Origin of the sequence: Rhodoferax antarcticus ANT.BR (assembly GCF_001938565.1) — a bacterium.
Classification (GTDB): domain Bacteria; phylum Pseudomonadota; class Gammaproteobacteria; order Burkholderiales; family Burkholderiaceae_C; genus Rhodoferax; species Rhodoferax antarcticus.
Genome location: NZ_MSYM01000013.1, coordinates 154,600 through 177,800, shown reverse-complemented (window position 1 = coordinate 177,800; position 23,201 = coordinate 154,600). Strand labels below are relative to the sequence as shown.

The 23,201-nt window shown below is 58.2% G+C and carries 16 protein-coding genes and 1 tRNA gene; 4 read left to right on the top strand and 13 right to left on the bottom strand.

Annotation, left to right across the window (positions count from 1 at the left end):
* Positions 1 to 47: 47 nt before the first annotated feature.
* The 4 genes from BLL52_RS09505 to BLL52_RS09490 all read right to left on the bottom strand — a co-directional run bounded on the left by BLL52_RS09505 (position 48) and on the right by BLL52_RS09490 (position 8,479).
* The gene (locus BLL52_RS09505; protein ID WP_075586445.1) at positions 48 to 1,343 is read right to left on the bottom strand and encodes a UvrD-helicase domain-containing protein; all 1,296 of its coding nucleotides are present in this window, start codon (positions 1,341 to 1,343) and stop codon (positions 48 to 50) included.
* Positions 1,344 to 1,345: 2 nt separating this feature from the next.
* Positions 1,346 to 3,718 carry an Hsp70 family protein gene (locus BLL52_RS09500; protein WP_075586444.1) on the bottom strand — a complete coding sequence of 791 codons (2,373 nt, stop codon included), beginning with the start codon at positions 3,716 to 3,718 and terminating at the stop codon, positions 1,346 to 1,348.
* An 89-nt stretch (positions 3,719 to 3,807) separates the two neighbouring features.
* Entirely contained in the window at positions 3,808 to 5,016 is a 1,209-nt protein-coding gene (locus BLL52_RS09495; protein WP_198930621.1) for a PDDEXK nuclease domain-containing protein, read from the bottom strand.
* A gap of 1 nt (position 5,017) precedes the next feature.
* Entirely contained in the window at positions 5,018 to 8,479 is a 3,462-nt protein-coding gene (locus BLL52_RS09490; RefSeq protein ID WP_139313355.1) for a type ISP restriction/modification enzyme, read from the bottom strand.
* Between BLL52_RS09490 and BLL52_RS20350 the strand changes: the two genes are divergently transcribed.
* The gene (locus BLL52_RS20350) at positions 8,450 to 9,142 is read left to right on the top strand and encodes a hypothetical protein (RefSeq protein WP_139313354.1); all 693 of its coding nucleotides are present in this window, start codon (positions 8,450 to 8,452) and stop codon (positions 9,140 to 9,142) included. The two genes, BLL52_RS09490 and BLL52_RS20350, sit on opposite strands and share 30 nt — an antisense overlap.
* Positions 9,143 to 9,207: 65 nt before the next feature.
* Here BLL52_RS20350 and BLL52_RS09485 read toward each other — a convergent pair whose 3' ends face one another.
* The gene (locus tag BLL52_RS09485) at positions 9,208 to 10,404 is read right to left on the bottom strand and encodes an AAA family ATPase (protein ID WP_075586442.1); all 1,197 of its coding nucleotides are present in this window, start codon (positions 10,402 to 10,404) and stop codon (positions 9,208 to 9,210) included.
* Positions 10,405 to 10,496: 92 nt separating this feature from the next.
* Positions 10,497 to 13,616 carry a helicase-related protein gene (locus BLL52_RS09480; protein ID WP_075586441.1) on the bottom strand — a complete coding sequence of 1,040 codons (3,120 nt, stop codon included), beginning with the start codon at positions 13,614 to 13,616 and terminating at the stop codon, positions 10,497 to 10,499.
* 217 nt (positions 13,617 to 13,833) lie between these two features.
* Between BLL52_RS09480 and BLL52_RS09475 the strand changes: the two genes are divergently transcribed.
* Entirely contained in the window at positions 13,834 to 14,091 is a 258-nt protein-coding gene (locus BLL52_RS09475) for a hypothetical protein (protein ID WP_075586440.1), read from the top strand.
* An 81-nt stretch (positions 14,092 to 14,172) separates the two neighbouring features.
* Positions 14,173 to 15,051, top strand: coding sequence for a hypothetical protein (locus tag BLL52_RS09470; RefSeq protein ID WP_139313353.1), 879 nt, complete (start codon positions 14,173 to 14,175; stop codon positions 15,049 to 15,051).
* A 25-nt stretch (positions 15,052 to 15,076) separates the two neighbouring features.
* Here the strand turns inward: BLL52_RS09470 and BLL52_RS09465 are convergent, their stop codons facing one another.
* The 7 genes from BLL52_RS09465 to BLL52_RS09435 all read right to left on the bottom strand — a co-directional run bounded on the left by BLL52_RS09465 (position 15,077) and on the right by BLL52_RS09435 (position 22,291).
* Positions 15,077 to 15,403, bottom strand: coding sequence for an XRE family transcriptional regulator (locus BLL52_RS09465; RefSeq protein ID WP_075586438.1), 327 nt, complete (start codon positions 15,401 to 15,403; stop codon positions 15,077 to 15,079).
* Positions 15,396 to 15,761: a type II toxin-antitoxin system RelE/ParE family toxin gene (locus BLL52_RS09460; protein ID WP_075586437.1), complete on the bottom strand. Its 366-nt coding sequence runs from the start codon at positions 15,759 to 15,761 to the stop codon at positions 15,396 to 15,398. Before BLL52_RS09460 ends, BLL52_RS09465 begins: the two co-directional genes overlap by 8 nt.
* 105 nt (positions 15,762 to 15,866) lie before the next feature.
* Positions 15,867 to 16,220 (bottom strand): HVO_A0114 family putative DNA-binding protein, encoded by a 354-nt coding sequence (locus BLL52_RS09455; RefSeq protein WP_075586436.1) that lies wholly within the window; start codon positions 16,218 to 16,220, stop codon positions 15,867 to 15,869.
* Entirely contained in the window at positions 16,217 to 16,501 is a 285-nt protein-coding gene (locus tag BLL52_RS09450; protein ID WP_075587166.1) for a toxin-antitoxin system TumE family protein, read from the bottom strand. The genes BLL52_RS09455 and BLL52_RS09450 overlap by 4 nt, the downstream gene beginning before the upstream one ends.
* Before the next feature lie 244 nt (positions 16,502 to 16,745).
* A tRNA-Arg gene (locus BLL52_RS09445) sits at positions 16,746 to 16,822 on the bottom strand.
* A gap of 124 nt (positions 16,823 to 16,946) precedes the next feature.
* Complete coding sequence (locus tag BLL52_RS09440) at positions 16,947 to 20,918, bottom strand: CHASE domain-containing protein (protein ID WP_075586435.1); 3,972 nt, start codon at positions 20,916 to 20,918, stop codon at positions 16,947 to 16,949.
* Between the two features lie 200 nt (positions 20,919 to 21,118).
* Positions 21,119 to 22,291, bottom strand: coding sequence for an EAL domain-containing response regulator (locus BLL52_RS09435; RefSeq protein ID WP_075586434.1), 1,173 nt, complete (start codon positions 22,289 to 22,291; stop codon positions 21,119 to 21,121).
* A 304-nt stretch (positions 22,292 to 22,595) separates the two neighbouring features.
* On the opposite strand from BLL52_RS09435, the gene BLL52_RS09430 reads away from it, so the two are divergent.
* Positions 22,596 to 23,198, top strand: a complete 603-nt coding sequence (locus tag BLL52_RS09430) for a CBS domain-containing protein (RefSeq protein ID WP_075586433.1) — start codon at positions 22,596 to 22,598, stop codon at positions 23,196 to 23,198.
* Positions 23,199 to 23,201: the final 3 nt, after the last annotated feature.

Genomic DNA, 23,201 nt, shown 5'->3' with positions numbered 1-23,201 from the left:
AATAGGCAAGGAGGCTTTCCATCGAATCGTTCTGCACCATAAAACCCTCAATCCAATCCAAAGTCATCGGGCGTCGCCGGTACTGCTGCATCGATAGCGCCCCCGCCAAACATGCCCTCCGCGCCGTCGGCAAGCTGCGTTTCCAGAAACGCGTGATTGTCACGCTGCGCCAGCTCAGTCAAAGGACCGATGAGACGGCCATTGGTGCCGCTCATGAAAATCCACTTGATCGCCCGGCTGATGCCGACAAACAGCATGTTGTTGATGCGTGTCTGCATGGCACCCTGAAAAGAACCTTGGTCTAGACGTGGCAGAAACACACTATCAAAGGTCAACCCTTTGCCTTGGTGATAGGTCATCAGCTTTGGTACAGGGCTTGCAAAATCGATGGGCTCGTCACGCTTTTGCACACTCACTTCGATACCAGCATCGGCAAAACCGTTTGCAAAACCATGTACCTGCCGTTGCGTCGGGAAAAGCACTGCGATGGTGTCACCGTAGGACAAACGAAGCCGCACCATTTCTGTCAATCGCGCTTTCTCGTCTTCAAAGCCGCTTGAAAGGTAGAGCAGTGGCGTGGCACGGTCCATATTTGCATTCGTCGCCTGCCGCAGAAATTCTTCACGCCGTCGGGCATCGGTGACGAACTGGGCCGCCAACTGCGTCACCATCGGATTGCAGCGAAATGCAGACAGCAACGCCGCGTTGTGCCGTGCAAGTCCCAGCCCTGCCAGCGCGTCAATCTCCGACACGCCACTTTCGTAAAGTTGCTGGTTGCCGTCCATGCAGACGGTGACATGACGCGCGATCCGCTTGAGCGCGTCAATTGCCTTGACATCAAGGTCCTGCGCCTCATCCACCAGGACATACTCGAAGACGGGCGTCTTCAGTAAGTTATCCGCAATCGCCTGGTACGCGCCAGCGCGAATAGCCTCGAAATCCAGGGTTCCTCCTGTGCGTGGCAGAGTCCTAGACGATTTCTTACCGCGCCTGGCAGTGCGCTCGAAATCGTGTGGTTTTTCTATGCGTGGCAGAGTCTCTGCAATATGCGCGCGGTACACGTCAGCACACCATTTATCAAAAGTGCCGATGCACTCATCCGGCACATCCAGCATGTCGTTACCCGCGCGAATGAATTCCTTGAGGGTATTGGTATAGACAAACAAATGCACCGCATCCGCTTTGTCACCTGCGCGGTGGTACAGAAGATTGAGCCGATGCAGCAGCACCAAGGTCTTGCCGGCACCGGGACCGCCAATGATCGCTTTGTGGTTGCGCGTGTCCATTTGCACCGCGTCTTGCTGCGCAGGGGTGAGGTTTGAAAAAGGAATCAGCCAGGCCATGGTCAAACCCCTTCGTCACGCCGGTCGGGCAACACACCTGGATCGCCCGCACCAGCAGTAGGGTGTGTGCCGCTTTTGCGCCGTGCACGACGTTCGTCCGCTACAGCCTTTTGTACAGCATCGTCGTCCACCAGTTCGGCTGCACGCAACAGCCAATGAAGCTCATAGTCTTTCAATTCTTTGGGTATAGCGAAGCGCCGCAACGTTTTGCGCGCGACGGGGCCTACATCGTCGGCCGGTCGCATGGCTTTAAGGATGCACAGCTTCAAGGTTTGAGATGGCGCGTCATCGTCAACCGCAATCGCGCGATTAGCGGCGGCAAGAGCGCGTTCGTATTCGCGCTGACGGAAATGCAGCAACGCGAGGTTGAACAGGGGGCCGCTCCAACTTGCACCGGCAGCTTGCGCGGCCTGCTCGTACGTGGCGATGGCCGTAGTCCGGTTGCCCCGCGCGTCCTCATAGATCGCCTGGCGGTTGAGCAGCCAAGGCACCGGCCGGTTGAGCTGGCGCAACAAGGTGCGTATCAGGCCCACCGCCTTTTCGTGCTGCCCCAGCTCGGCGCAGAGTTCGGCAATTTTCGGCATCAGCTCTTCAGACTTGCGCGTGTCGTTACGGTATTGCTCCTCCAGTCGATCAATCTCTTCCTGCGTCTTGTTGGGGTTGACTACATGCGAGAGCGGGTTCTCCATGGTGGCACGGAACGGTAGCGACTCCGGCATGTCCGCGAGCTTCAGTTCAAGCGCAAACACCTGGTTCGCGTCGTAGCTGTAGTGCAGTATCAGGGGCGTGCCCTTGCTCACCATGGTGAGCGGCCAAGTGCCGCGAAATAAAGGCCGCCGCTCCGGCCCCGCCACCAGCTCTACTGCCAGGTGCAATGGCGCATCGAAAGCGTTGGCTGGCACTGTCAGACCGGTATAGCTTGCTGGGCCCTCTGCTGGATACGGCAGGGCGGCGCCGCGCGGCACCAGCTTAATGTCTTCGCCGCTGGTGCGCAGATAAATGTCGTCCTGCGCCGCATGCTCAATAATTCCGCGCCCGTTGGCCGCCAGCGCCAAAGCTTGCAGGCTGGCACCACGCGCAACAGCCAACTGTGCGTCTTTTCGGTCTTCATAAGTCAGCATTCTCGCGGCGGGAAAGTAGGCGGCCAGCGCGTCGATCACCGGCGGGATCAGGGCACTACCGCCCACCGCCAGCACGTAATCAATATCCCTAGGCACCACGTCCGCACGCTCCAAGGCATCGGTGATCGGCGCGAACACTGAGTTCTCCAACCGGTACTCGGTGCTGCGCACAAACAGATGTTCACGGTCCAGAAACGGTGCCAAGGCTAGGTCGAACTGCGCGGCATTTAGGGTGGCGGATGCAAGCTTCAGCTCGCGATTGCCCAGCCGCACAATCACCTGCGCCGGGTAACGCGCCACGATCTGCTCGCGCGGTGTGCCGGTGATGCGGCCGAACTGCGCCAGCCGCCAAAGCTCGTTGCACATTTGGATTTTCAGGGCCTCTGCCACCGCAATCAACGCCGGGGTGACCACCTTCGTCTTTTCCTGAAACGACAGTGCGAAGTCGTCCAAAGCGTTTTCCTTGAGGAGCTGCGGCACCAGCACTTGGTGCAGGACAGCCAGGTCAACATCACCGCCGCCCAGGCGGTGAAAGCGCGAGACCGATCGGCTGGCCACTTTTACCGGCCCGCCCTTCTCCGAACGCGAAAGCTCGATGAGCGCAATGTCGCAAGTGCCCCCACCAAAATCGAACACCATCAGGTTCTTCTTCGCAGTGACATCGTTGAGCAGTGCCGGATCGTAGCGATAGGCGTAGTCAATAAACGCTGCCACTGGCTCATCCAATAAGCGACCACCGCCCACGTACAGCCCGGCCATGGCACAGGCGCGCGCCGTCTCGGCACGCTGCGCGGTCTGAAAAGATGCAGGCACCGTCACCACCACATCCCCGCCTGCTTCGGCCATGCCCTCCCGCTGAATAAAGCCCAGAATCTTGGCTGCAATATCCGTTGGGCTGCGGTAGCCCTCGGGCGCATTCGGGTAGGTGCGCGAGGTGCCAATCTCATTCTTGCAATCGTGAAACAGATTGACATTGCGGGTCATGCCGCCTGCGGCCGTGGCAGTCAGCGCGCGCAGGTTCTTTGCCCCTTCACCGACATATTCCTGGCCCTGATGTAGCGCCACCATTGAAGGTACGAGCGTGCCGATGAACGTACCTGCCTGCGTTGGTTGCCGCAGCTCCACCACCTCCGGTTCGTCTGGCACCGTACTGCCGTCGGCGAGCGAGGCGCGGCACAGTGTTGCATTGGTGGTGCCAAGGTCAATGCCCCAACCCGTCAGGGTTTTCGGTGACGTTAAAAAATTGAAATTCATGGATACCTTTCAAACATTCTGTAACGCAGAGCGCGCACATTGCGCCAACTTGTCTATGCGGTTCCAGGGGTGGCGAGTTCCGTCTGGCGTCATGGCGGGCCGATGACCTCTTTGCGCGTGGTTTCCAAAAACTTGTGCAGCGACTCCTTGCTGGGCAGCTCAAGCTGGTATTTGGAGACGAACAACTGGTTGTCCATGCTGGCAGTGGCGTACTCGACCAGCGTGTGGTCCTGGTCGATGCACAGCAGCAGGCCCACGGGCGGGTTGTCGCCCTCCATCATCATGTGCTGGCGATACCAAGTGACATAGGTGTTGAGCTGGCCGATGTGCTCATGCGTGAACTTGTCCACCTTCAGCTCCACCAGCACATGGCATTTGAGAATACGGTGGTAGAACACCAGATCGACAAAGCCGCGCGTCTTGCCGATGAGGATACTTTTTTGTTGGGCCTCCAGGCAAAAGCCGTGACCCAGCTCCAGCAGAAACTCCCGCAGATTGGCCACCAGAGCAGCCTCCAGGTCCGACTCGGCCACCGCATCTTGCGCGCGCAGGCCCAAAAACTCGAAGATATAGGGGTCCCGAATCGCCAACCGCGGCTCTGCCACCTCGATGCCCTGACGCACCATGGCGGCCAGTTTCTCTTTGTCTTTGGACAGGGCAGAACGCTCGAAATACAGCGTGTCGATCTGGCGTTTGAGGGCGCGCACCGCCCAGTTGCCCCGGATGCATTCGATCTCGTAGAAGGCACGTTTCAGCGGGTCTTCAATGCTGATGAGCTCGGCCAGGTGGCTGAACGAGAGCGTGGTGAACAGCTTCTCGATGGGCGCCGCCAGAGCATGTGCCATTGCCCCGCCCGTCGCCCTATCGGGCGCGGCGGGCGCAACGGGTGATATGGCAGACAGTGCCTGCCACATTGGGGGCGCAAGCTGGGTGGCTAGGGATTTGGCAGACGCTGTCTGCCAAATCAACGGGTACACGGTGTAGAACTGGCGGCACTGGCGCAGGGTGCGCGGGGCCAGGTCGCGCATACCGCGCGCCGCCAAGGCCTCGGCCAGCCGGTTGATGATGCCTTCGCCATAAGTGGCCCGGTCAGCCCCTTGCTGCTCGTATTCACGGATGTACCAGCCGATGACCCAATTGCGAAGCGTCAGCGTGGTGTTGATGGCGCGGCTAGCGGCGGCGGCGCTTTGTGCATGCACCTGCCCGATGGCCGCCACCAGGGCGTCAAAGTCCATGCTCAGCTCGCTGTTCTTGGCGTTGGTCGGCGGGGTAAGTACGGTCTTCTTTCTGGTGTTCATATCATGCTTTTTTCCGCGTCACAGTCAATTGACCCGCCTTCGACTCCAGCCGACCTGCCCTTACCAAGCTGCGTACAAGAGCTTCCACCGTGTTGTTGATGCTGGTGCCTGTGCGCGCAAACCCCATAAAGCGGGCCAGCAACAAGGGGGCATCCTCTTTAAGGCAAGTACCACCCATCGCACGTATTGCGGCTAAGAGCTGGGCTTTCAGGTGATCGCGGTCGTAACCATCAATGTCCTTGACCAACAAGGTCAGCACACAGCTGGCGTTTGCGGCAATGCCTCGGCGCACGGCACGACGAATCGCCACGTCCAGCGCCACCTTTAACGCCGGGCTGGTGCGGGCATGGCCCAACTCCCGCGCCGTGGATCGAATCAAGTCATCCCGACCGAGCCCTGCACTACCAGCGCTGGTCAACGCGCGGCGAATGGCGCACATCACTTGGCCGTCGTTCAACCCGTCCGTACTGACAGCGTTGCCAGAAGATTTGCCACCCGCTGCCTTGGCAGGGGTGGCCCTAGATTTTGGGCGGTCTGGCCCTCCTGCGGCGCTTGCCATATCTTCTAAGTCATCAAAAAGGCTTCTAGCCCCCGTAGGACTTGCGTAAGCAGCTCTCTTTTTAGTAGCAGTTGCAGCCTTCTTCTGCGCCTTGATTTGGTCTTTTTGCACCATCTGCTCTGCCGCCAAAGTAACGGCATCGGGTGGCGGATGGTTTTGGCTGAACGCGCCAGGCCAGCCGCCGTTGGCTTCAATGGCCGCGTCCACTTGGAGCATCAGCGCCTGCGTTGCCTGCAAGGAAGCGTAGATGCGCAGCCAATGGGTAATGTCGTCCTGGCTGAGGCTGCGGCCGGCCTTGCGCCGGTCGTCCAGCCACTTGTGCAGCACTTGGTAGCCGCCAATAGTGTGCTGCCAGATGGGCTGGCGCACATTGACAAAGCCGCTGGTGCTGTTGATGAACACCTTGCCGGTGATGCCAGTTAGCTCTGCCAGCGCTTTGCCCTTCTCTGCCACCTTGGTCAGAGCTAAATCTTTGCCAAACCAGGCTGTAGCCCCCGACTTACTTGCGTAAGTAGCTTCTATTTTTATAGCATCTGGATGCTCCAGCAAATGCCACGCAACCAATTGGGAACCCAGCCCGGCCAGTGCGTTGAACACCGCCAGCGAGCCGGGGATGGGCATACGGGGAAAGTCAATTCGCAAGAAGCTCGCGTAGCGTTGACGATATGCGGGGCTATACAAAAGCCCATAGAGGTAAAAAAATACGTTTTCCGCTGTCAAAGATGAAGCTGCGGTGACATCATCAATTTCCATTGCCTCGTATAGCCGTCCAACAATGAATTTGCTGATATTTGGTTTTTGGTTTCCCCCTTCTGTAAAGTTCCAGAGTGGGAACACGTAAGCGTTGGTCGAACTCTTTCCTGACAGAAATATCTTGTCTACTTTTTCACGGCAAACGAAAGCGTGTCTAAATTCGAAATCATTGACAGCACGAGAACACACTAAGGCCAAACTATCAGCATGGCCTAAGTGCTGCATGACTTCACGGCGTCGTATTGTCATTACATGTTTGTTGAAGACTGACCAACGCTGATCAAATGGTCGATAGTCGACTTTACAGACATCACTCTTCCAAGAGTCTGTCATAGCCCATTCGTTTGCTTGGGTAAAATTCCACTGGTTAGTGGAACAAACCCGATACTTGTCAGACAGTTCCTGGATGCTGGTTGCCTTACGCAAAGCACTCATTTTTATTCGAACATCTGACAGCGAAAACGATATTGCAATATCGTCTTGCTGTGTTGCGAATCCTGTAGCCCATGCAACTTCTTTGTCCACTTCTGGGTGACCACAGCCGAAAAAGTTTGCTACTGACGGCAGGACGTTGTATTCAGCTTCCAGTATCAAACCTTCCATCATTGGTCTGAAGAAGAAGTTGGGTGATGTAGGTGCGTATTGACTAGTTGGTAAAGAAGCGAGCGAGTGTTCTGTGAGCCACGCAGCTTTCATGTCGAAGGTGCCGAATACATCAATCTGCAAGGAACCCAAATTACGAGATCCGGCAGACATTCTCCCCAAAGTAATTGCCACACCCGTTAATATCTCGAAAACTGACTCGTCTGCTATTGCCCCTGCGTTGTCCCTTTTTTGACTACCATTAAGATCAACTAATGAAATTCGCGGGAAGGCTTCAGATAGTGTCTTGCGAAGCACGCGCGGCTGCGTACCATGCAGAAACCCGTGCCCAGTGATGAATCCCAGCACCCCAGCTCCAGATTTTTGAAGGCTTAACTTCGCTAGACCAATGAACTTTATATAGTCATTAGATAGTGCTTGTATTTGGCTTTCTGAGTCAGTCAATCCTGTTTTAAAAACCTTGATTAGTGAATCCGACCAAGGGTTTTTGTTCCAGGAGGACACAGAGTAAGGTGGATTTCCAACCACCACGGTAGCCGCCAACTGTTCTTTCACTCGATTGGCTGCCTTAGCCTCGTGCGCCAACATAGGCGCCATGGATTCAAGTTGCGCCTGCACCGGGTGCGCAGGCTCCAGCGCATTGGTCAAAAACACATTCACACGCGGCCCGTCTTCGGGAAAGGTGTAGCCCGTTTCCGCCAGCTTCAGGCCGATCTTCATGTGCGCGATGGCATACGGGGCCATCATCAGCTCGAAGGCATACAGGCGCGGCAGCAGGTGCTGCTTGACGTACTCCACCCACAGCGGCTGCCACTGGGTTTTGGTAGTGTGGCCCAGCTTTTGCCACTTCTTGACCATGTGCGCGTGCACCTGGGTGATGACTTCCACAATGAAGGTGCCGGTGCCAGTGGCAGGATCCAGCACCTGCACAAAAGGCGTGTCTGCCGTGCAGAACTTGGGCAGCTTGAGCTCTGGCTTACGCACCAGCATTTCACCCCAGGTGATGGTGCTGGCCAGACCGTCTTCAATACCAAACTCGGTCTTCAAAATCTCGTCCACACTGCGCACAATGAACTGCACCACGGGGCTGGGGGTGTAGAACACGCCGCGCCTGGTGCGCAGGGCTTTGTCGTAGGCTTTGAGGAAGTCCTCGTAAAAGTGAATGACTGGGTCGTCGCCCGGCTTGCTGGCGTTAAAGCTGCGCAGTACGGCATCCATGGGCACTTCGCGCAGCACGGTTACTACTTCGTTGATGCCCAGTTCGTCAAAATCCACCCGTTTTTGCCGGTTGCGGGCGCGGCCAGCGGCGTTTAAGAAGCTGCTCAGCAATTCTTTTAAGAACGGGTTGGTGCTGGGCACCATATCGGCCAGGTTATCGGCCACCAGTGCGCCGCTGCTGCGGCTGGCGCGGGCGGTGAACAGTCCGTAGGTGATGGTCTGCGCAAACATGTCGGCAAAGGCGTCTTCAGACAAGTCGGCAATCAAATTGTCTTTGAAGGCCTTGTGCATTTGGCGCAAATGGCCGGTGTCGCTCTCCAGCGCCAGCACGGTGTTGACGCGCCTGCGGATGCGTTTGGCCAACTCGGCCATGGCAAGCGCAAGCGTTTTGCTGTCGTTGATGACTTGGCCGTAACCCAGCGTAAAGGCGCTCGACCATTGCGCACGCCAGGCTTGCAGCTCGGTAGCGGTGCGCGTGTTGGCGGGCCAGCGCAATTTCTCGCGCAGGGTTTGGGCCACATAGCCCAATTGCATGGGGGTGTCGTCATCGTCCCACCCGAGCACGCGCAGGGTGGGCAGGTCGCCTTTGGCGGACTCGTCGGTGAAATGGGCCAGCGCAATTTCACGGGCGTTGCTCTCGCCAAAGCTCGAAACAAACAACAGGTCGTGCGCTGCCCAGGTTTGGTGGCCGCCACCGGTCGCACGGCCTTTTGGCACCAGACCGTTGAGCACGCGGCGCAGCGCGGTAATGGGCAGGCGGCCTTTGTTGAACTCTACAAAGAAAATACCCCAGGGCTGGCCGCTGACCAAGGGGCGCAACTGTTTGATGGATTTGACCTTGACTTCGTGCTCGGCCTTGAGGTTGAGCTCGTCGGGCTGCCAGTCAAAGAGGTTGTCTTCCCAGTCCTCCACATTGACGGGCCAGCCCAGCTCGTCGTGCAGGTAGTGCACCAAGGCTGGAATGGTATGAACCTGGCGCAGTTTGTCGGCTAAGGGGTCAAGCGCTGTGGTGGGTTGGGTTGCCATCTTTTTTTCTCCCTCTTTGATTTCGCCCTGGCTCAGGAACCGGCTTTGCGTGGGCCGTCGGGCATGGTGCGCAGCATGAACTGATCAAACAAGGGCACGGTAAATGCGGTGTCGCCATGGGCCGGGCTGTAGATCATTCCCTTTTTGATCAGACTGGACCGAAGTGGCGCGATAGTCTGCACTTTGACGCCGAGTCGTTCTGCCACGCCACCAGAGCGCTGGTTGCCGGTGCCAAGCTCCGCCAATGCACTGAGGTAGTCTTTTTCTCTGGGTGTGAGCCGGTCAAATCGCACTCGAAAAAAGCTCTGGTCCAAGCGGGCGGTTGACGCGACGGTGGTTTGCTGGATCAGCGCCAGGTCAATGGGTGACTGCCGTGCCAGGTTCCAAGATTGGTAGCCCCATTCCTGCAAAAAGTACGGGTAGCCCTGGGTGACGCGGAAGACCTCGGCCAGCGCTTCGGGCGTGTATGTGACGCCTTGGCTTACAACAGGTCCTTGCAAGGCTGAAGAGCTGTCTTGCAGAGTCAGTGCCCCCACTTCCGGGTAGGTAAACAAGCGCTCGGCGTATGACTTGGATTTGCCTGCCAGGCCCACCAGCTGTGGCAAACCCGCGCCAATCAACACCAAAGGTAAGCTGCGTTGTGACACCTTGTGAATGGCCATGATGAGCGCGCTCATCTCGACTTCGGTCATGTATTGCAGTTCGTCAACGATGATGGCCACCGCAGTGCCTCGGTCAGCAGCGGCCTCGCCCACGGCGACAAACAATTCGGCCAAGTCGGCCTCCAGATCGCCGCTGTCGGCGGAGCCGGTTTCGGGGTCTATGTCCAAACCAAACTCTGCCTCGCCCACCTTGACCTTGACCGCACCAATGAAACTACGCAACACCCGCAGCCCGCGTTTGACTTTTTGGCTGACGTTTTGCATGCGATCGAGTGCAAACAATGTCTGGCGTAACGGCGGCAGCAACAACAAAGGCAAGGGCTTGCTCTCATGCGCCTCAATCAGCAGGGCCTGATAGCCTTGCGATTCAGCCATTTCGCGCACCCGGTTGAGTAGCACCGTCTTGCCTACGCCGCGCAGGCCGACCATGAACATGCTCTGCTCACTACGCCCGGCCTTGACGCGGGCCAGAAGCACTTCAACTTTACGCAAAAGTTCATCGCGCCCAGCCAGCTCTGGCGGCTGGTTGCCAGCACCGGGGGAAAAAGGGTTGGTAAGGGGGTTCATATCAATTGAAGTTACTGCGGTTTAGTAATTTTATAAATAACAAGGATAACTTGGTATAAATTCAATAGAAACGGACGTTTTGTAGCTGATTTTTAGTTCAGCTCCATCCACGCGATGAGCTGAGGCACCACGCCCAGGGGTGCCTGCACCTGCCGCAGATAGCCGTTCTTCAGGTGCTTTTCCACTTTGGCCCGGGCCTCAGACAAGGTGGGTTGCGCGATGTGGCAATGCCTTGGCGTTTCGGGCTCACAGTGAATCACGGCATCAATAGCCGCCGCATCGTCTAGCACTTTGCCGCTCTGCAGGTCCAGCAACAGCCACTCCGTGCGGCCCGCGTTCAAGGTCCACGCATCGGATTCGATCACCGGAGCCGTAACGCTGTTGTCTTTGCCGGGCAATGCAAAGCAAAAGAATACGGCCTGCGTGCCAGGTTGCACATGCACTTTTCCGCTGAACACACGGCCCGGCAGTGCTTGCAGGCGCTCCGGCAAGTCGGGGTGAGCCGCCAGTAGGCGCTGGTATTCCAGGTGCATGGTTTCCAGTGCGGTGGGCTCGCCCTCAAACTGGTGGTCAAAGTCACGCAGGGCGGCAAAGTCGTCTTCTGGGCGCAGGAGCTTTTTGCCCTCGATGCCCAGGGTTTTAGAGATGAGCAGGGTTTTGTTGGAAACCTTTTTGAACAGGTTGAGCAACTCATCGAGCTCGCCGGGGGGTAGAAAATTCCAGTACTCCACCGTGCCACGGATGGATTTGACCTCGGGGTGGTCTTTGACCAGCATTTTTTCAATGTCGGGGTTCATGCGCCGGTCTACCCGGCCAATGCGCTGCATGAGGCGCACCGGGTTCCAGTGCAGGTCGTAATTGATCAGGCGCGTGGCGTCTTGCAGGTTCAGGCCTTCACTGAGTACATCGGTGGCGATCAGCACGCGGGTTTCGGTGTGGCCCTTGTCTGCCAATGCCTGGCTGGTCATGTTGTTGTAGTACGGGGCAAATTGGCGAATCACGTCACCACGGCTGCGCTTGGTGGCAGAGTCGATTTGGTCAATGCCTTTGATGCCAGCCGCCGCCAACTCCTTGGCCAGGTAGCGGGCGGTGGCGGAGAACTCGCTGAAGATCATGACCTTGTGCTTTTTCAGCACCGGGTCTGTCTTGAGCAGTTGAATGAGTGCGCGCAGCTTGTCGTCGTGGCTGGGTTTGAACTGGCGCAGCTCGTTCAAAAATTCGGCCAACTGGTTCAGGTCTTGCAATGACTCGGACAGCATTTGCGGCACGTCAAACTGGTCGCGGTCAAGCAAATCCACCGCCGCCAACATTTCTTCGGGAATAACGTCCTCGTCCTGCTCTGCTTCATCCTCGGTGCCGCTGTCAAACAGTTGGTGTTGGCGCTTTTGCACGTCGCCAAGCAGCTCTTCCTGGTGGATGCGCCAGCGTTCAAACGCTGCTTGTTCATGTTTGGTGGTGCTGTTGACCTGCACAAACGCCATCACTTTGCGCAGCAGTTGCTGGCATGAGGCCTCAAACGCGCTGGCTGAGCTCTCGAACCGCTTCAGAAACAAAATACGGATCAGGCCTACCACCTGCTTTTGGCGGTTGTCTTCAAAACCGTCTATAGGAAACGTAGCATCCGGGTTGGGGTAAGCCAGTGGGTAATACATGGGCAAGGTGAACAGCGGCTGCTTTTTGTTGAAGGCCTTTTCCACCATGGTCAGCAGCTTGCCGTAGGTCTTTTTGACCGAGTAGTCCGCTACCTTGGGCGCTTCACGCTTGGGGAACAGCGCCGCCTTGGCACCGGCAGTGATCTGGCTTTGCCGCACATAGGCGCGGCTGCGCTGCACCACCAATTCGCGGAACAAACTGTCCTGCGAGAGGATGTCGCCAGTTTCAAAGCCCGCAAGTTCGCCCTGAAGCAGTTCACTGCCCATGCGCTTGGCTAACTCTTTTTCAAGCTTGCGAAAGTGCCCCGGCAGTGAGTGAATGCCCAGGGTGTCTTTGAAGTGCCCTGCCTCGCGCTGGGTGAAGTGCTCTATCAAGTGCTGCAGGTCGATCAAACGGTTGTTGATGGGCGTGGCCGTGAGCATGAACACTTGCTTGTCTTTGGCCAGCGCTTGCATTTGCCAATAACGCGATGTGTCTTTTTTGGTGCTGGGATTTCGAAAGTGGTGGGCCTCGTCAACGACGATCACATCCGCCTGCTCTTTGAGGCGTTGGATTTTCTCCACCCAGTCGCCACCGCGCTGCAAGTCAGTGTGGTTGATCAACACCAGGTTGGAAAAGTCCCCGAACAACTCAGGCAGGTAACGCCGCAAACTGGATTCCCAAACTGGCTCACGCCCGGACTTTGGTACGACCAAGAGCACCTTTTTGCGCTCGAACTTCACCAGCCGCTCAATCAGCATGAGCCCAACAAATGTCTTACCCAAACCCACGCCATCGCACAAAAAAGCACCGCCGTACTTGCCACCGATTTTGAGCAGTGCGCCGTAGCCATCGCGCTGGTACTGGTCAAGGATGGGGTACATGCGCGACTGGTGCCGCTCCCAGTCACCCGCCGTTTCTTCGTAGTTATTGAAATAGGCTTGAAGGGACTTGGCGTAAACCTCAAAAGGCAGGTAGTTGCGGGTTTGGCGCTCCATGACCTTGAGCACTTCCGCAGAGGCGTCTTCGGCCTCATCCCAATGCGCGTCAAACCATTGTTGGAGCTCTTCCACTTCGCGGCGAAGCTGCACGTTGAGTTCGACATTCCCGGTGAGGCCGGGATACGTGAAATTGCTGGAACCCACCAGAGCGGACGAACCCACCACAGCCAGCTTGCTGTGAGTGATGTACGCCTTGGCGTGGAACTTCTTTTTGGTGTACACCCGGCACATGATCTTGCCGCTGGCAATGGCCTGAACGATTTCATCAACCCCGGTCAGAAAATCATTCTTTTGCTTTTCGCGCTCAATGCTGTCGTCCAGCAGTTGGCCGACCCGCGCAAGCCCTTGCGCCAATGCGCGGTGGGTGCGCTTGGTGACCTCGTCCCCCATCAGGATGCGGATCTGATCCAGCTTTTGCCACTTGCCATGTAGTACCAGCAAGGCGCCGATTTCAAAGTACCCGGTCGCGATATCAAACTTGTGGGAAATTTCTGACCATTCCGCCAGGTAGTTCAGAACTTTCCAATCCTCGTCGCTGTTATCGACGATGAACAGGTCGTTGCCGGTTTTATTTTTCATATTTGTGAATGACTCCCTTCAACGCGCTTGCCGTCGCCTCTAAGCCCGGATCAATGCTAAAGCTGCATTGTGCAGTAAAGTCCCAGGGCATCCGATGGCGTAGGCACCACGTTAGTGCCCCCATCTCAGGGAGAAAAACAATGGCCCGTCACTACTCGACCAGAGACTTCTTCAGGCAGATGCCCAGTGCACAAGTTTCTGGGCAGCGATTCACGGCATGAGTACCTTTGACGCACTCACACTTGCATTTGAAGACTGGTTCGACACGCCGCTTAGCGGCTTACCCGACCCACTGCGCCAACGGGTTGAGCAAGAGTTTTCCCCAATGCCGCGGGACGACCTTTCCCCTGACCAGCGGCGCAGTGTGGCATTGCAGTTGGACTACCAGCATGACCCAGCCACGGCGCAAGATCAAAAATTTTGGTGGGACTTCTTTGAGCGGATGAGCAGCCTGAAGACGCAGGTGGCCGAGTAGGAAGCAGTTGCAACACCAACCGCCGCCGAGCTGGCGCTTAAGGAAACCCGACTGACAGAACTCAAGCAGGAGCTCGCCCGCATGGATGCGCAACAGCGGCTGGCGCGGGGTGACTACTTTCCCGAGAGAACGCCAAGTCAAAACGTGGATGGCGCGCCTTCAACAGGGCCGACAGTTTCTGCCCGGTACATCGCGTACCCCAATGCCATGCACCAATTGACGCGGCGGCTGGGTGCCACACCCGAGGAACTGGCTGCATGGATATGGCTTGGTCCAAAGGATGGGGGTTTAGCCGCGTACTTGAATGCCAACGAGTTAGTGCCACCTCCCCGTTTTTTCTATGCGACGGGTAGTGACACCCACGACTACATCGCCCCTTTGATGGCTTGTTGGTTTAGGGAAGAGGACATCAACCAGTTTGATCCTGCCGACCGTTACATCGCAGGCGCAGCACTGATCGAGCGGTGGAGCAAACAACCAGGTTTGCAGGCGGTGGCCTTCATCCAAGCCAAGATACCGGAGTCCCGCCTTTTGGATATTCACCCTATCTATGGGGGTACACGCGGCACTTTTTCAGAACATCCGGATTGGCCGTCACTGGAAAGTGGGTTGTTTCCCTTGTCACATGTGCAGCAAATTGAAACCGAAGACTTTTCGGAATTTAGTTCAGCAATCGACACCATGGCTAAAAATCAAACGGCGAAAGAGCTCGATGCCAACGTGCATGTACGGCCCCCTCTACCTACAAGCGAACTCATAAAATCGACGGGCTCCACTGTGCGCCGTGATGCAAGAAAGCTCACCACACAATCCATGTACAAGGAATGGCAGAAGGCCTACCGCGCTGTTGCAAAGGAACGCCCGGCTATGTCAGATGTTTGGTACTCGCGTCAAATCGCCAAGTTGCCGATAGCAAAGAATCGGGACGCCGAGACCATCAGAAAATATATGAAGCCCTGAGAGCCACCAGTTTAGCCGTCGGAATTCAGAGCGGAGCGACAGCCCCCAAATCGGTAAAGTTATTGATCTTGACCGACCCGTCTGGAAACCGCGCAATCACGTCAAGCTCACCGCCCATGGCCTCAATGTGGCTGCGCAGGGTGGACAGGTACATATCGGTCCGCTTCTCTATCTTTGCAATCGACGGCTGTTGCACATGCAGCACTTCGGCCAACATCTTTTGAGACAGGCCACGGGCTTGGCGCAGCTCATTGAGTGGCATTTCCGCCAACATCTGCCTGGCCATGCCGTCAGACTTCTCGCGTGCGGCCTGGCTCATGCCTGCGCGCAGTTCTGTAAATTTCTTAGCCATCAATCTCTCCTTCACGTCGAAGTTGGTCCAGGTGCTGGTCATACAGCCGGTCGGCAATCGGCACATTCACGTCATACCAACGGTTGTCACCCGTCTTGTCGCCACCAATCAAAAGAATCGCCATGCGGCGCGGATCGAATGCGTACAGCGTGCGAAACGGTCGCCCGCCGTGTTGGGTGCGCAGCTCGCGCATATGGCCATGCTTGGAGCCATTGATGCCGCTGCTGTGTGGATGCCCCAGCGACGGCCCCCGCGCTTCCAGCAACTTCACAGAGGCGGCCAACGACGCTTGCTCGTCTTCCGTCAGGCTGGCCCACCAGTCACCAAATTCGTCTGTGTATTCAACATCCCAAGTCATGCGCAAATATAACCTTTGCGGAATATTCCGTCAAGTGCATGTTTTAGAATTTACTGGGCCCATGAGCATGAAGCCTTGAGTAACTACGGCTCAGCCCCCCCCGCTTCAAGCCGCCTTCAAATACATGTCGATGTGCATCGACATATAGGGGCACAGCACCCCGCCGCCTTCGGTGCGCTCCAGCAGGCCGAGCTCAGCCAGAATGCCCACATCCTCGTGCACACGCTTGACATCGCGGCCCACCACCCGCGCCAGCTCGCGCACCGATAGTTCACCCTTGCCCTGCGCTGCCCGCACGATCTCCCACCGTTTCTCAGACAGTTGGCCAAAAAAGTGGCCGGGGCTCTCAAAGTTCAGCACCTCGCCCTGGTAGGTGGCCGCTGTAGCCGCTTTGCCTGCAGCACGCAACGCGCCTTTCCAGTCGGGCTGCAAAGTGATCGTCAAAAATCGTTCGGTCATAGTGCTCTCCTGGCGGCGACTGCCGCAATAAAGTCTTCCACCAACTGCTCCACACTGACAAAGGTGTAGGGCACCTCGGTGCCATCCAAATGGCAGTGATCGCCCTTACCGCGCTCATTGTCAAAGCCCACCACCCGCACGCCATTCACCGCATACACGGCGCGGTACTTGTAGCCGTGCTCCGTGGGCGGCACCGGCGCGGGCACTTTCCACACCACCAGTTCCAGAATCGCCCCGTCGGGCGTGATGTTCTTGAAACGGGTAATCAGTTCGGTTGGCATGTTGGCAATTATGCCAACATGCAGGTGCATTTGCAAAGAAAGTTGGGGGGAAGGTTTTCGCCCAAATACATTTACATGTGAGTTTTTTGTTCGAGGCCCGTCAAAGACGGACCAAACATGTCGCACATCCGTGATCCGATGGAATTGAAGCCGAAGGAGGCAACCGAACGGCAACCAGAGCGATGTTCAAAGCCACAAAGAAGAAAGGACTTAGAGTCTTTCGACGCTAAGTCCTTGTTCTATATGGTGCGGCTGGCAGGAATTGAACCCACGACCCCTTGGTTCGTAGCCAAGTACTCTATCCAACTGAGCTACAGCCGCGAAGCTGCATAGTATATCGGAAAATCCCGGCAGAACGGGCACCACGATGCGCTTTTGCGCTTTCCTCAAGAGGGCAATGGTTGAGGCGATGACTGCAACAATAGCGATAGCGGAAAAAAGTCTGTCAGGCCTCAGCGCCCGTATCCCGAGCCAGAATCGCGTCCCGGGTCTGGATAAATGCAGCATCTAAGGAAGCCGCCAGCGCCAGGCAGGTGGTAGCCTCGCCCGCCAGACCAGCGGTTTCGAGCTGCTCACACAACTGGCCCAGGCTAAGCGCACCCACCGCGCGGGCGGATGACTTGAACGTGTGCGCCACTTGCGCCGCCTTGTTGGCCTCACCCGCCAGCGCAGCCAGTTGGATCGCTTTCAACTGCCTGGTGGCATTGGTCAGAAACTTGGTGAGCAGACGCTGATGCAAACCGGGGTTGTTGCCCACCAGTTGCGCCAGCGTGTCAGGGTTCCAAATGGGCAGGCCCACTGACAACGGCGCACTGGGGAGTTCATGGCTGGCCTGCGGGACGGCAGCTGCTTGCGCTGGCGCGAGCTCAGCTAGAGCCTGCTCAGGATCTTGTGGCGTAGCATCACCCGCCAAGGGCAGCCACTTGGCCAGCATCGACCCCAGCTCTTGCAAGCGCAGCGGCTTGCTCAGGTAGTCGTCCATGCCGCTGGACAGGCAGTTTTGCGCCTCACCACGCATGGCGTTGGCAGTCACCGCGATGATGGGTCGTCGCTGACCCGGCAGTTCCTCGGCGCGAATCGCGCCGGCCAGGGCGAACCCGTCCATCAGCGGCATGTGGCAGTCGGTCAGTAGCAGGCTGTAGCGGCCACTGCGCCACTGTGCCAGCGCAGCCACACCGTCGTCTGCCACCTCGGCGGCATAACCCAGAAGGCGCAACTGCTCGCGCAACACGTCGCGGTTGGTTTCGTTGTCTTCGGCTAGCAAGATCAGCTGCCCACTGGCGGCCGCTTGCGCCACGCTGGGTGCAGGCGGTCGTGGGCGCAGGCGGCGCTCATCCAGATCGGGGGCCGCTGGCTCCAATGGCGCCTCATGCAAAGGCAGCGCCACCGTGAATGCAGAGCCCTCACCCAGCGTGCTTTGCACCGTGATCTGGCCGCCCATCAGCGCCACCAGGCGCTGGCTGATCGACAGGCCCAGACCGGTGCCACCAAACTGGCGCGCGGTGCTGGCGTCGGCCTGGGTAAACGGGGTAAACAGCTTGGCCACCACCGCTTCACTGATGCCAATACCGTTGTCTTGCACCGTGAGCAGCAGACCAGGCTGGCCGCTGTCAAGGGTGCCGGTTTCCAGACGCAACGCCACACTGGGCACGCGCCCAGGTGCCGCCAGGGTGAACTTGATGGCGTTGCCCAGCAGATTGAGCAGCACCTGACGCAGCCGGGTCGGGTCGGTGTAGATCGCGCAGGGCAGCGCGGGGTCAATCGCTAAAGACAGCGCAACACCCTGCGCGCTGGCCGAGCTTTGCAGCAACTGCACCACGCTCTGGCACAGCGGCACAAGCGGTGTGGCCAGGCGCTCCACGGCCATGTGGCCAGCCTCGATTTTTGAGTAATCCAGAATGTCATTGAGGATGTGCAACAGCGTTTGTGACGAGTTGGCAATGGTGTCGAGCATGCGCTTTTGCTCGGACTGAAGCGGCGTTTGCTGCAGGATGTCGACCATGCCAATGACGCCGTTCATGGGGGTCCGGATCTCGTGGCTCATGTTGGCCAGAAAATCTGACTTGGCCTGGTTGGCAGCGTTGGCAGCGCTCTCGGCGCGTTTGAACTCGGTGATGTCGGCAAACGACCAGACGCGGCCCACCACCTCTTGGCCGAGTTTCTGCGGGTGCGAGATGCACCTGAACACGCGCCCGTCGGCCAGGTCGACGGTCTCATTGCTCGAGGCCTCAGGCGTGCGCTCGAGCGCCAGCACCTTGTCGGTGAACAGCACGGGCTGCGCCAGTTGGCCCGCCACACAGGCCAACACCGCGTCGCTGGCCTGCCCAGTCAGCAGTTCTGGGGGGACGCGCCACAGCGCCACAAAACGCTGGTTCCACAGGGTGATGTGATGCGCTCGGTCCATCACCAGAATGCCGTCGCCAGTGGACTCCAGGGTGGCGGCCAGTAACGACATGGCCAGCTGCTGCGCCTGCTCGGCGGCTTTGCGCTGGGTGATCTCGGTGCGCACTGAGAGGTAGCTCTCGGGCTGGCCACTGGCGTCACGGAAAGCGTAAAAGGTGGTGTCGGTCCAATACAGGTGCCCGTCTTTGGCGCGGTTGCACTCTTGCACATGCCAGGCTTCACCACGGTTCACTGCGTCGTACATCGCCTGAAAAAAGGCCGGTGGGTGCACCCCTGAGCTGACCAGGCTATGGTGGCAGCCTAAAAATTCTTCTGGGCTGTAGCCACTGATGGCTGTGAACTTGGCGTTGCCATAGGTGTAGAGGCCATCCATATCGGTCATGGTCACGATGGCATGCTCGTCAAGGATGAATTTTTGCTGCTTCAGTGCCAGCAGCGCCTGCTCCAGATGCTGCGTCTTCTGCTGCACCAACTCTTCCAGGTGGTCGCGGTAGGTTTGCAGCTCCAGCTCGACGGTTTTGCGCGCGGTAATGTCCTGAATGGTGCCGCACAGCACGCTGGGCTGCCCTTGCGCGGCCGCAGACAACTCGCCCAGTGCCCGTACCCAGCGCGTCTGGCCATCCACTGGGCGGATGATGGGGTATTCCTGGTCAAATAGGCCATCCCCCTCAATCGTGCGCTGGTAGTGCTCCTGCACCGACTGGCGATACTCTGGCACGATCATCGCCAACCAGCTGCTGATGCTCCTGTCATAGGTGTGATCAATGCCAAAAATATCGGTCAGCACGCCGGACTCTTGAAAGGTGGCTTTCTGAATGTCGGCTATATAAGTGCCCACCCGCCCAATGCGCTGGGCTTCGCTCATGGCCCACACGCTGGCCTGCAGGGCGCGCTCATTGTCAGCGCGCAACGCCTCGCGAACCTGGCGCTCTGCCTCGCCAGCATCACGCAGCACCGCCTGCTCGCGCCGCTGCTGCGTGCGTAGCAGCAAGGCTGTCAACAGGCTCAGCAACAAACTCAGCAGCATGCCGGTAGCGCCGACCAGTGCAGGCCGTTGCTTGATGGCCGGCGCGCCAAACCCTGGCTTTGCCAGATAAGCCAGCGTCCACTGGCGCCCACCAAAGTTCAGCTGCCTGGTAAAGCGCGCAGCACCCGCTGGCGCGCTGGTGTGCGGGCCTTCGGCATCAAACATCAGGTTGGCGGCTGACACATCGCCGGTGTCGTAGATCGACAGGCCCATGTCGCGCAGACCCTGTGGCAGCAACTGTGCGATCAGACTTGCCACGCGAAAGGGGACGTCCACCCAGCCAACGATGCTGGATTGACGCTCGGCCAGCGTCTTGGGGCGGGCGGCGCGCTGGTAAACAGGCGCATACATGACAAAGCCGGGCTGGCCCTGGCCTTCGTCCTGCTTCAGGGTAAGCTTGCCCGAGATCACCAGCTGCCCGGTGTCACGCGCCAGTGCCAAGGCAGATCGTTCCGCTGGCACGGTGCTGATGTCAAAGCCCACCGCACGACGGTTGTTGCCGCTGTCAATCGGCTCGATGTAAACGATGGGCGTATAGGCAGCCCGGTTGCCATGCGGGCTGACGCGGTAGTACGGCAAGCCATCACTGCGCACCCGGGCCTGGTGCTGCTGCAGGTTTTGCGCGCTGACCTGCTCCACGTAGGCCACCCCGGCGAACCCCTGGGTTTTTGCGGCGGCGCTCAGCACCTCAAAGTAGCCTCTGAAGTCTTGGCGTGTCACCTCATCCGAGGCATCAAACAAACCCGCAAAACCCATCAGCATCAACGCGTTGGCCTTCAGGTTGCGCTCAAGGGTGCCGGTAATGTCGCTGGCCTCGCGCGCCAACTCAACCTGGATTTGCTCTGCTGCTACCGTTCTGGCCTGGCGCCAGAAGACGCCCGTCAGCCCCAGCCCCAGCACCAGCACGCCGCTGGCCCACAGCAGGGTCGAGGTTTTGCGCACTGAAGCCAAGGGTGAACCAATCAGCGGCTGGCGGACGACGTGCACGCTCTGGCGTTGGTCAGCCCTGTTTCAATCAGTTGATCGTCGTCATCTACCAACAGAATATTGAATTGGCACAAATCGTGAGCGTTCATTGCTTCCCTAATTACTATATATTTCATAGCTACTAGCGCTTTATTTATAAGGGCCAGAGGCCATTTTTACTTAAATTATTCGATCTTCTCCAAGCCGCGTCAGGGCTGACACTAAAGCTGTCTGGGCTGCACTAAAAACGCGGTGCATTCTGCCAGCGGCATAGGCCGGGCAAAGTGGTAACCCTGCACCATGTGGCCACCCCAAAGGCGCACGAATTCAAGCTGCTCCTGCGTCTCAACCCCTTCGGCTACCACCTGCATGGCTAGGTTGTTGCCCAGCAAAATGGCCATGCGCAGCACCGACTGGGCTTTTTGCTCGGTGCTGGCGCGCTGCACAAAACTGCCATCAATCTTCAGCTCTTTGAACGGCAGGTCAATCAATTGCACCAGGCTGGAGTAACCGGTGCCAAAGTCGTCAATCGACAGCACAAAACCCATCAGTGACAGGCGGGTAAGGCTCTCCATGATCAGCGCGCGGTTCACCATCAACTGGCTCTCGGTGACTTCAATGATGAAGTCTGAAGGCTGCAGACCCGCCTTGTGGACGATGCACTGCAGCTGCTCTGGCACCGCCAGGTTGAGCGCGGTGCTCATTGACAAATTCAACGCCGCCTTGACAAAAATATGCTGCCGCTGCCAGTCAGACAGGTCTTGTGCCACTTGGCGGGCCATCGCAAAAAACAACGCATCGGCCAGGCCAGCCGCTTCCATGGCGGGCACAAACCGCGCCGGGCCGATCATGCCGCCCGCCGCACAGGGCCAGCGCGCCAGCGCCTCCACCCCCACCACCAGGCCGCTGCGGATGTCCAGCTTGGGCTGGTACCAGGGAATGAACTCGCCGCTGGCCAGCGCCAGCTTCAGGCGCTGCGCGGTCAGTTCGGGGGCGAGGTCTGGCCGGCTGGGCGCGCTGGTAGGCTGCAGGCGCGACAGCAGCTGCTGCAGTTGGGCGTTGGAGCAGGGTTTGGCCAACACACCCAGCAGATTCATCTTGTGCGCGCTCACCAGCCGGGCGGCGCTGTGCAAAATTTCGCCCTGCGCGCCTGAGAGCAGGATGATGCCCGCCGACAAATGGCGCTGCGCCAGGTGCCTGATCAAGACCAAGCCATCCATGTCGGGCATCGACAGGTCGCAGATGACCGTACCAATGGCTGGCCCCCAGGTCTCCAGCTCGGCCAATGCCTGGGCGCCGCTGGCAGCGCAAACTACCCGCTCATAGCCAATGGCCAGCAGTTGCGCATAAATCATGTCAAGGTGGAACTCGTCGTCGTCGACGAGTAGAACCATTGGATTGCCTGTTGTCATCGTCATATTTTCCCCGCATACGGCGAGGGTGCATCGCATTTACACCCGCCCCAGCGCTGAAGGTTATCAGAGCGCAACGCGGTCATGCAAAAAACAGGCTCTGCATGTCACGCAGAGAAAGCGTTGCAAGTAACAAGGCCCAGAACCTGCGACATCCAATGCTCCCCCAGAGTGGGTATTGAACCAGCCTTGCCAAAGTCCTGGGAAAAACCATAAAGTGTGACTGCGCGCCAGACTGCTCTGCGGTGCCGAGCATACTCCCCCTGAAACCAACGAGGACAATATCATGAACGACGCTACCGGCCACAAACCCCTGCCAAAAACATCGATCGCCACCTCCGGCTGTCACCTGCCCGGCGCTTTCAACCCGCCGCCGGTACACATTGATTCACCGGCCGTCCAGGTCATGACCGACTTGGCGCAAGTGCCGGTAGCCAGCATCAATGCCAGCGCCACGTTAGATGACGCCAACCGCTCGATGATTGCGCGCGGGGTGCGCTTGTTGCTGGTGGTAGATGACAGCCGCCAGCAGGTGGCCGGCCTGTTGACCTCTGTGGATGTTCTGGGCGAAAAGCCGGTTCTGGCAGCCCAACGCCACCAGGTCAAGCGCCATGAGTTGCATGTGGCCGATGTGATGGTGTCGGTGGAAAAGATGGATGCTTTGAACATTGAGGACGTGAAAAAGGCGCGCGTGGGCCACATCGTCGCCTCGCTCAAGGCCGACGGCCGCGCCCACGCCATCGTGGTGGGCCTAGACGCCGATGGCAAACAAGCGCTGATGGGCATCTTTTCCGCGTCGCAAATCGCGCGCCAGTTGGGTGTGCAGATCCACACGCATGAAATGGCCCGCACCTTTGCCGAGATTGAAGCGGTGATTGCCGGGGTGTAGCAG

Bases quoted from the DNA above. Each gene is read 5' to 3' on its own strand.
- BLL52_RS09505 (WP_075586445.1), bottom strand. From the start codon at position 1,343: ATGGCCTGGCTGATTCCTTTTTCAAACCTCACCCCTGCGCAGCAAGAC.
- BLL52_RS09500 (WP_075586444.1), bottom strand. From the start codon at position 3,718: ATGAATTTCAATTTTTTAACGTCACCGAAAACCCTGACGGGTTGGGGC.
- BLL52_RS09495 (WP_198930621.1), bottom strand. From the start codon at position 5,016: ATGAACACCAGAAAGAAGACCGTACTTACCCCGCCGACCAACGCCAAG.
- BLL52_RS20350 (WP_139313354.1), top strand. From the start codon at position 8,450: ATGGCCGGTGTCGCTCTCCAGCGCCAGCACGGTGTTGACGCGCCTGCG.
- BLL52_RS09485 (WP_075586442.1), bottom strand. From the start codon at position 10,404: ATGAACCCCCTTACCAACCCTTTTTCCCCCGGTGCTGGCAACCAGCCG.
- BLL52_RS09480 (WP_075586441.1), bottom strand. From the start codon at position 13,616: ATGAAAAATAAAACCGGCAACGACCTGTTCATCGTCGATAACAGCGAC.
- BLL52_RS09475 (WP_075586440.1), top strand. From the start codon at position 13,834: ATGAGTACCTTTGACGCACTCACACTTGCATTTGAAGACTGGTTCGAC.
- BLL52_RS09470 (WP_139313353.1), top strand. From the start codon at position 14,173: ATGGATGCGCAACAGCGGCTGGCGCGGGGTGACTACTTTCCCGAGAGA.
- BLL52_RS09465 (WP_075586438.1), bottom strand. From the start codon at position 15,403: ATGGCTAAGAAATTTACAGAACTGCGCGCAGGCATGAGCCAGGCCGCA.
- BLL52_RS09460 (WP_075586437.1), bottom strand. From the start codon at position 15,761: ATGACTTGGGATGTTGAATACACAGACGAATTTGGTGACTGGTGGGCC.
- BLL52_RS09455 (WP_075586436.1), bottom strand. From the start codon at position 16,220: ATGACCGAACGATTTTTGACGATCACTTTGCAGCCCGACTGGAAAGGC.
- BLL52_RS09450 (WP_075587166.1), bottom strand. From the start codon at position 16,501: ATGCCAACCGAACTGATTACCCGTTTCAAGAACATCACGCCCGACGGG.
- BLL52_RS09435 (WP_075586434.1), bottom strand. From the start codon at position 22,291: ATGGTTCTACTCGTCGACGACGACGAGTTCCACCTTGACATGATTTAT.
- BLL52_RS09430 (WP_075586433.1), top strand. From the start codon at position 22,596: ATGAACGACGCTACCGGCCACAAACCCCTGCCAAAAACATCGATCGCC.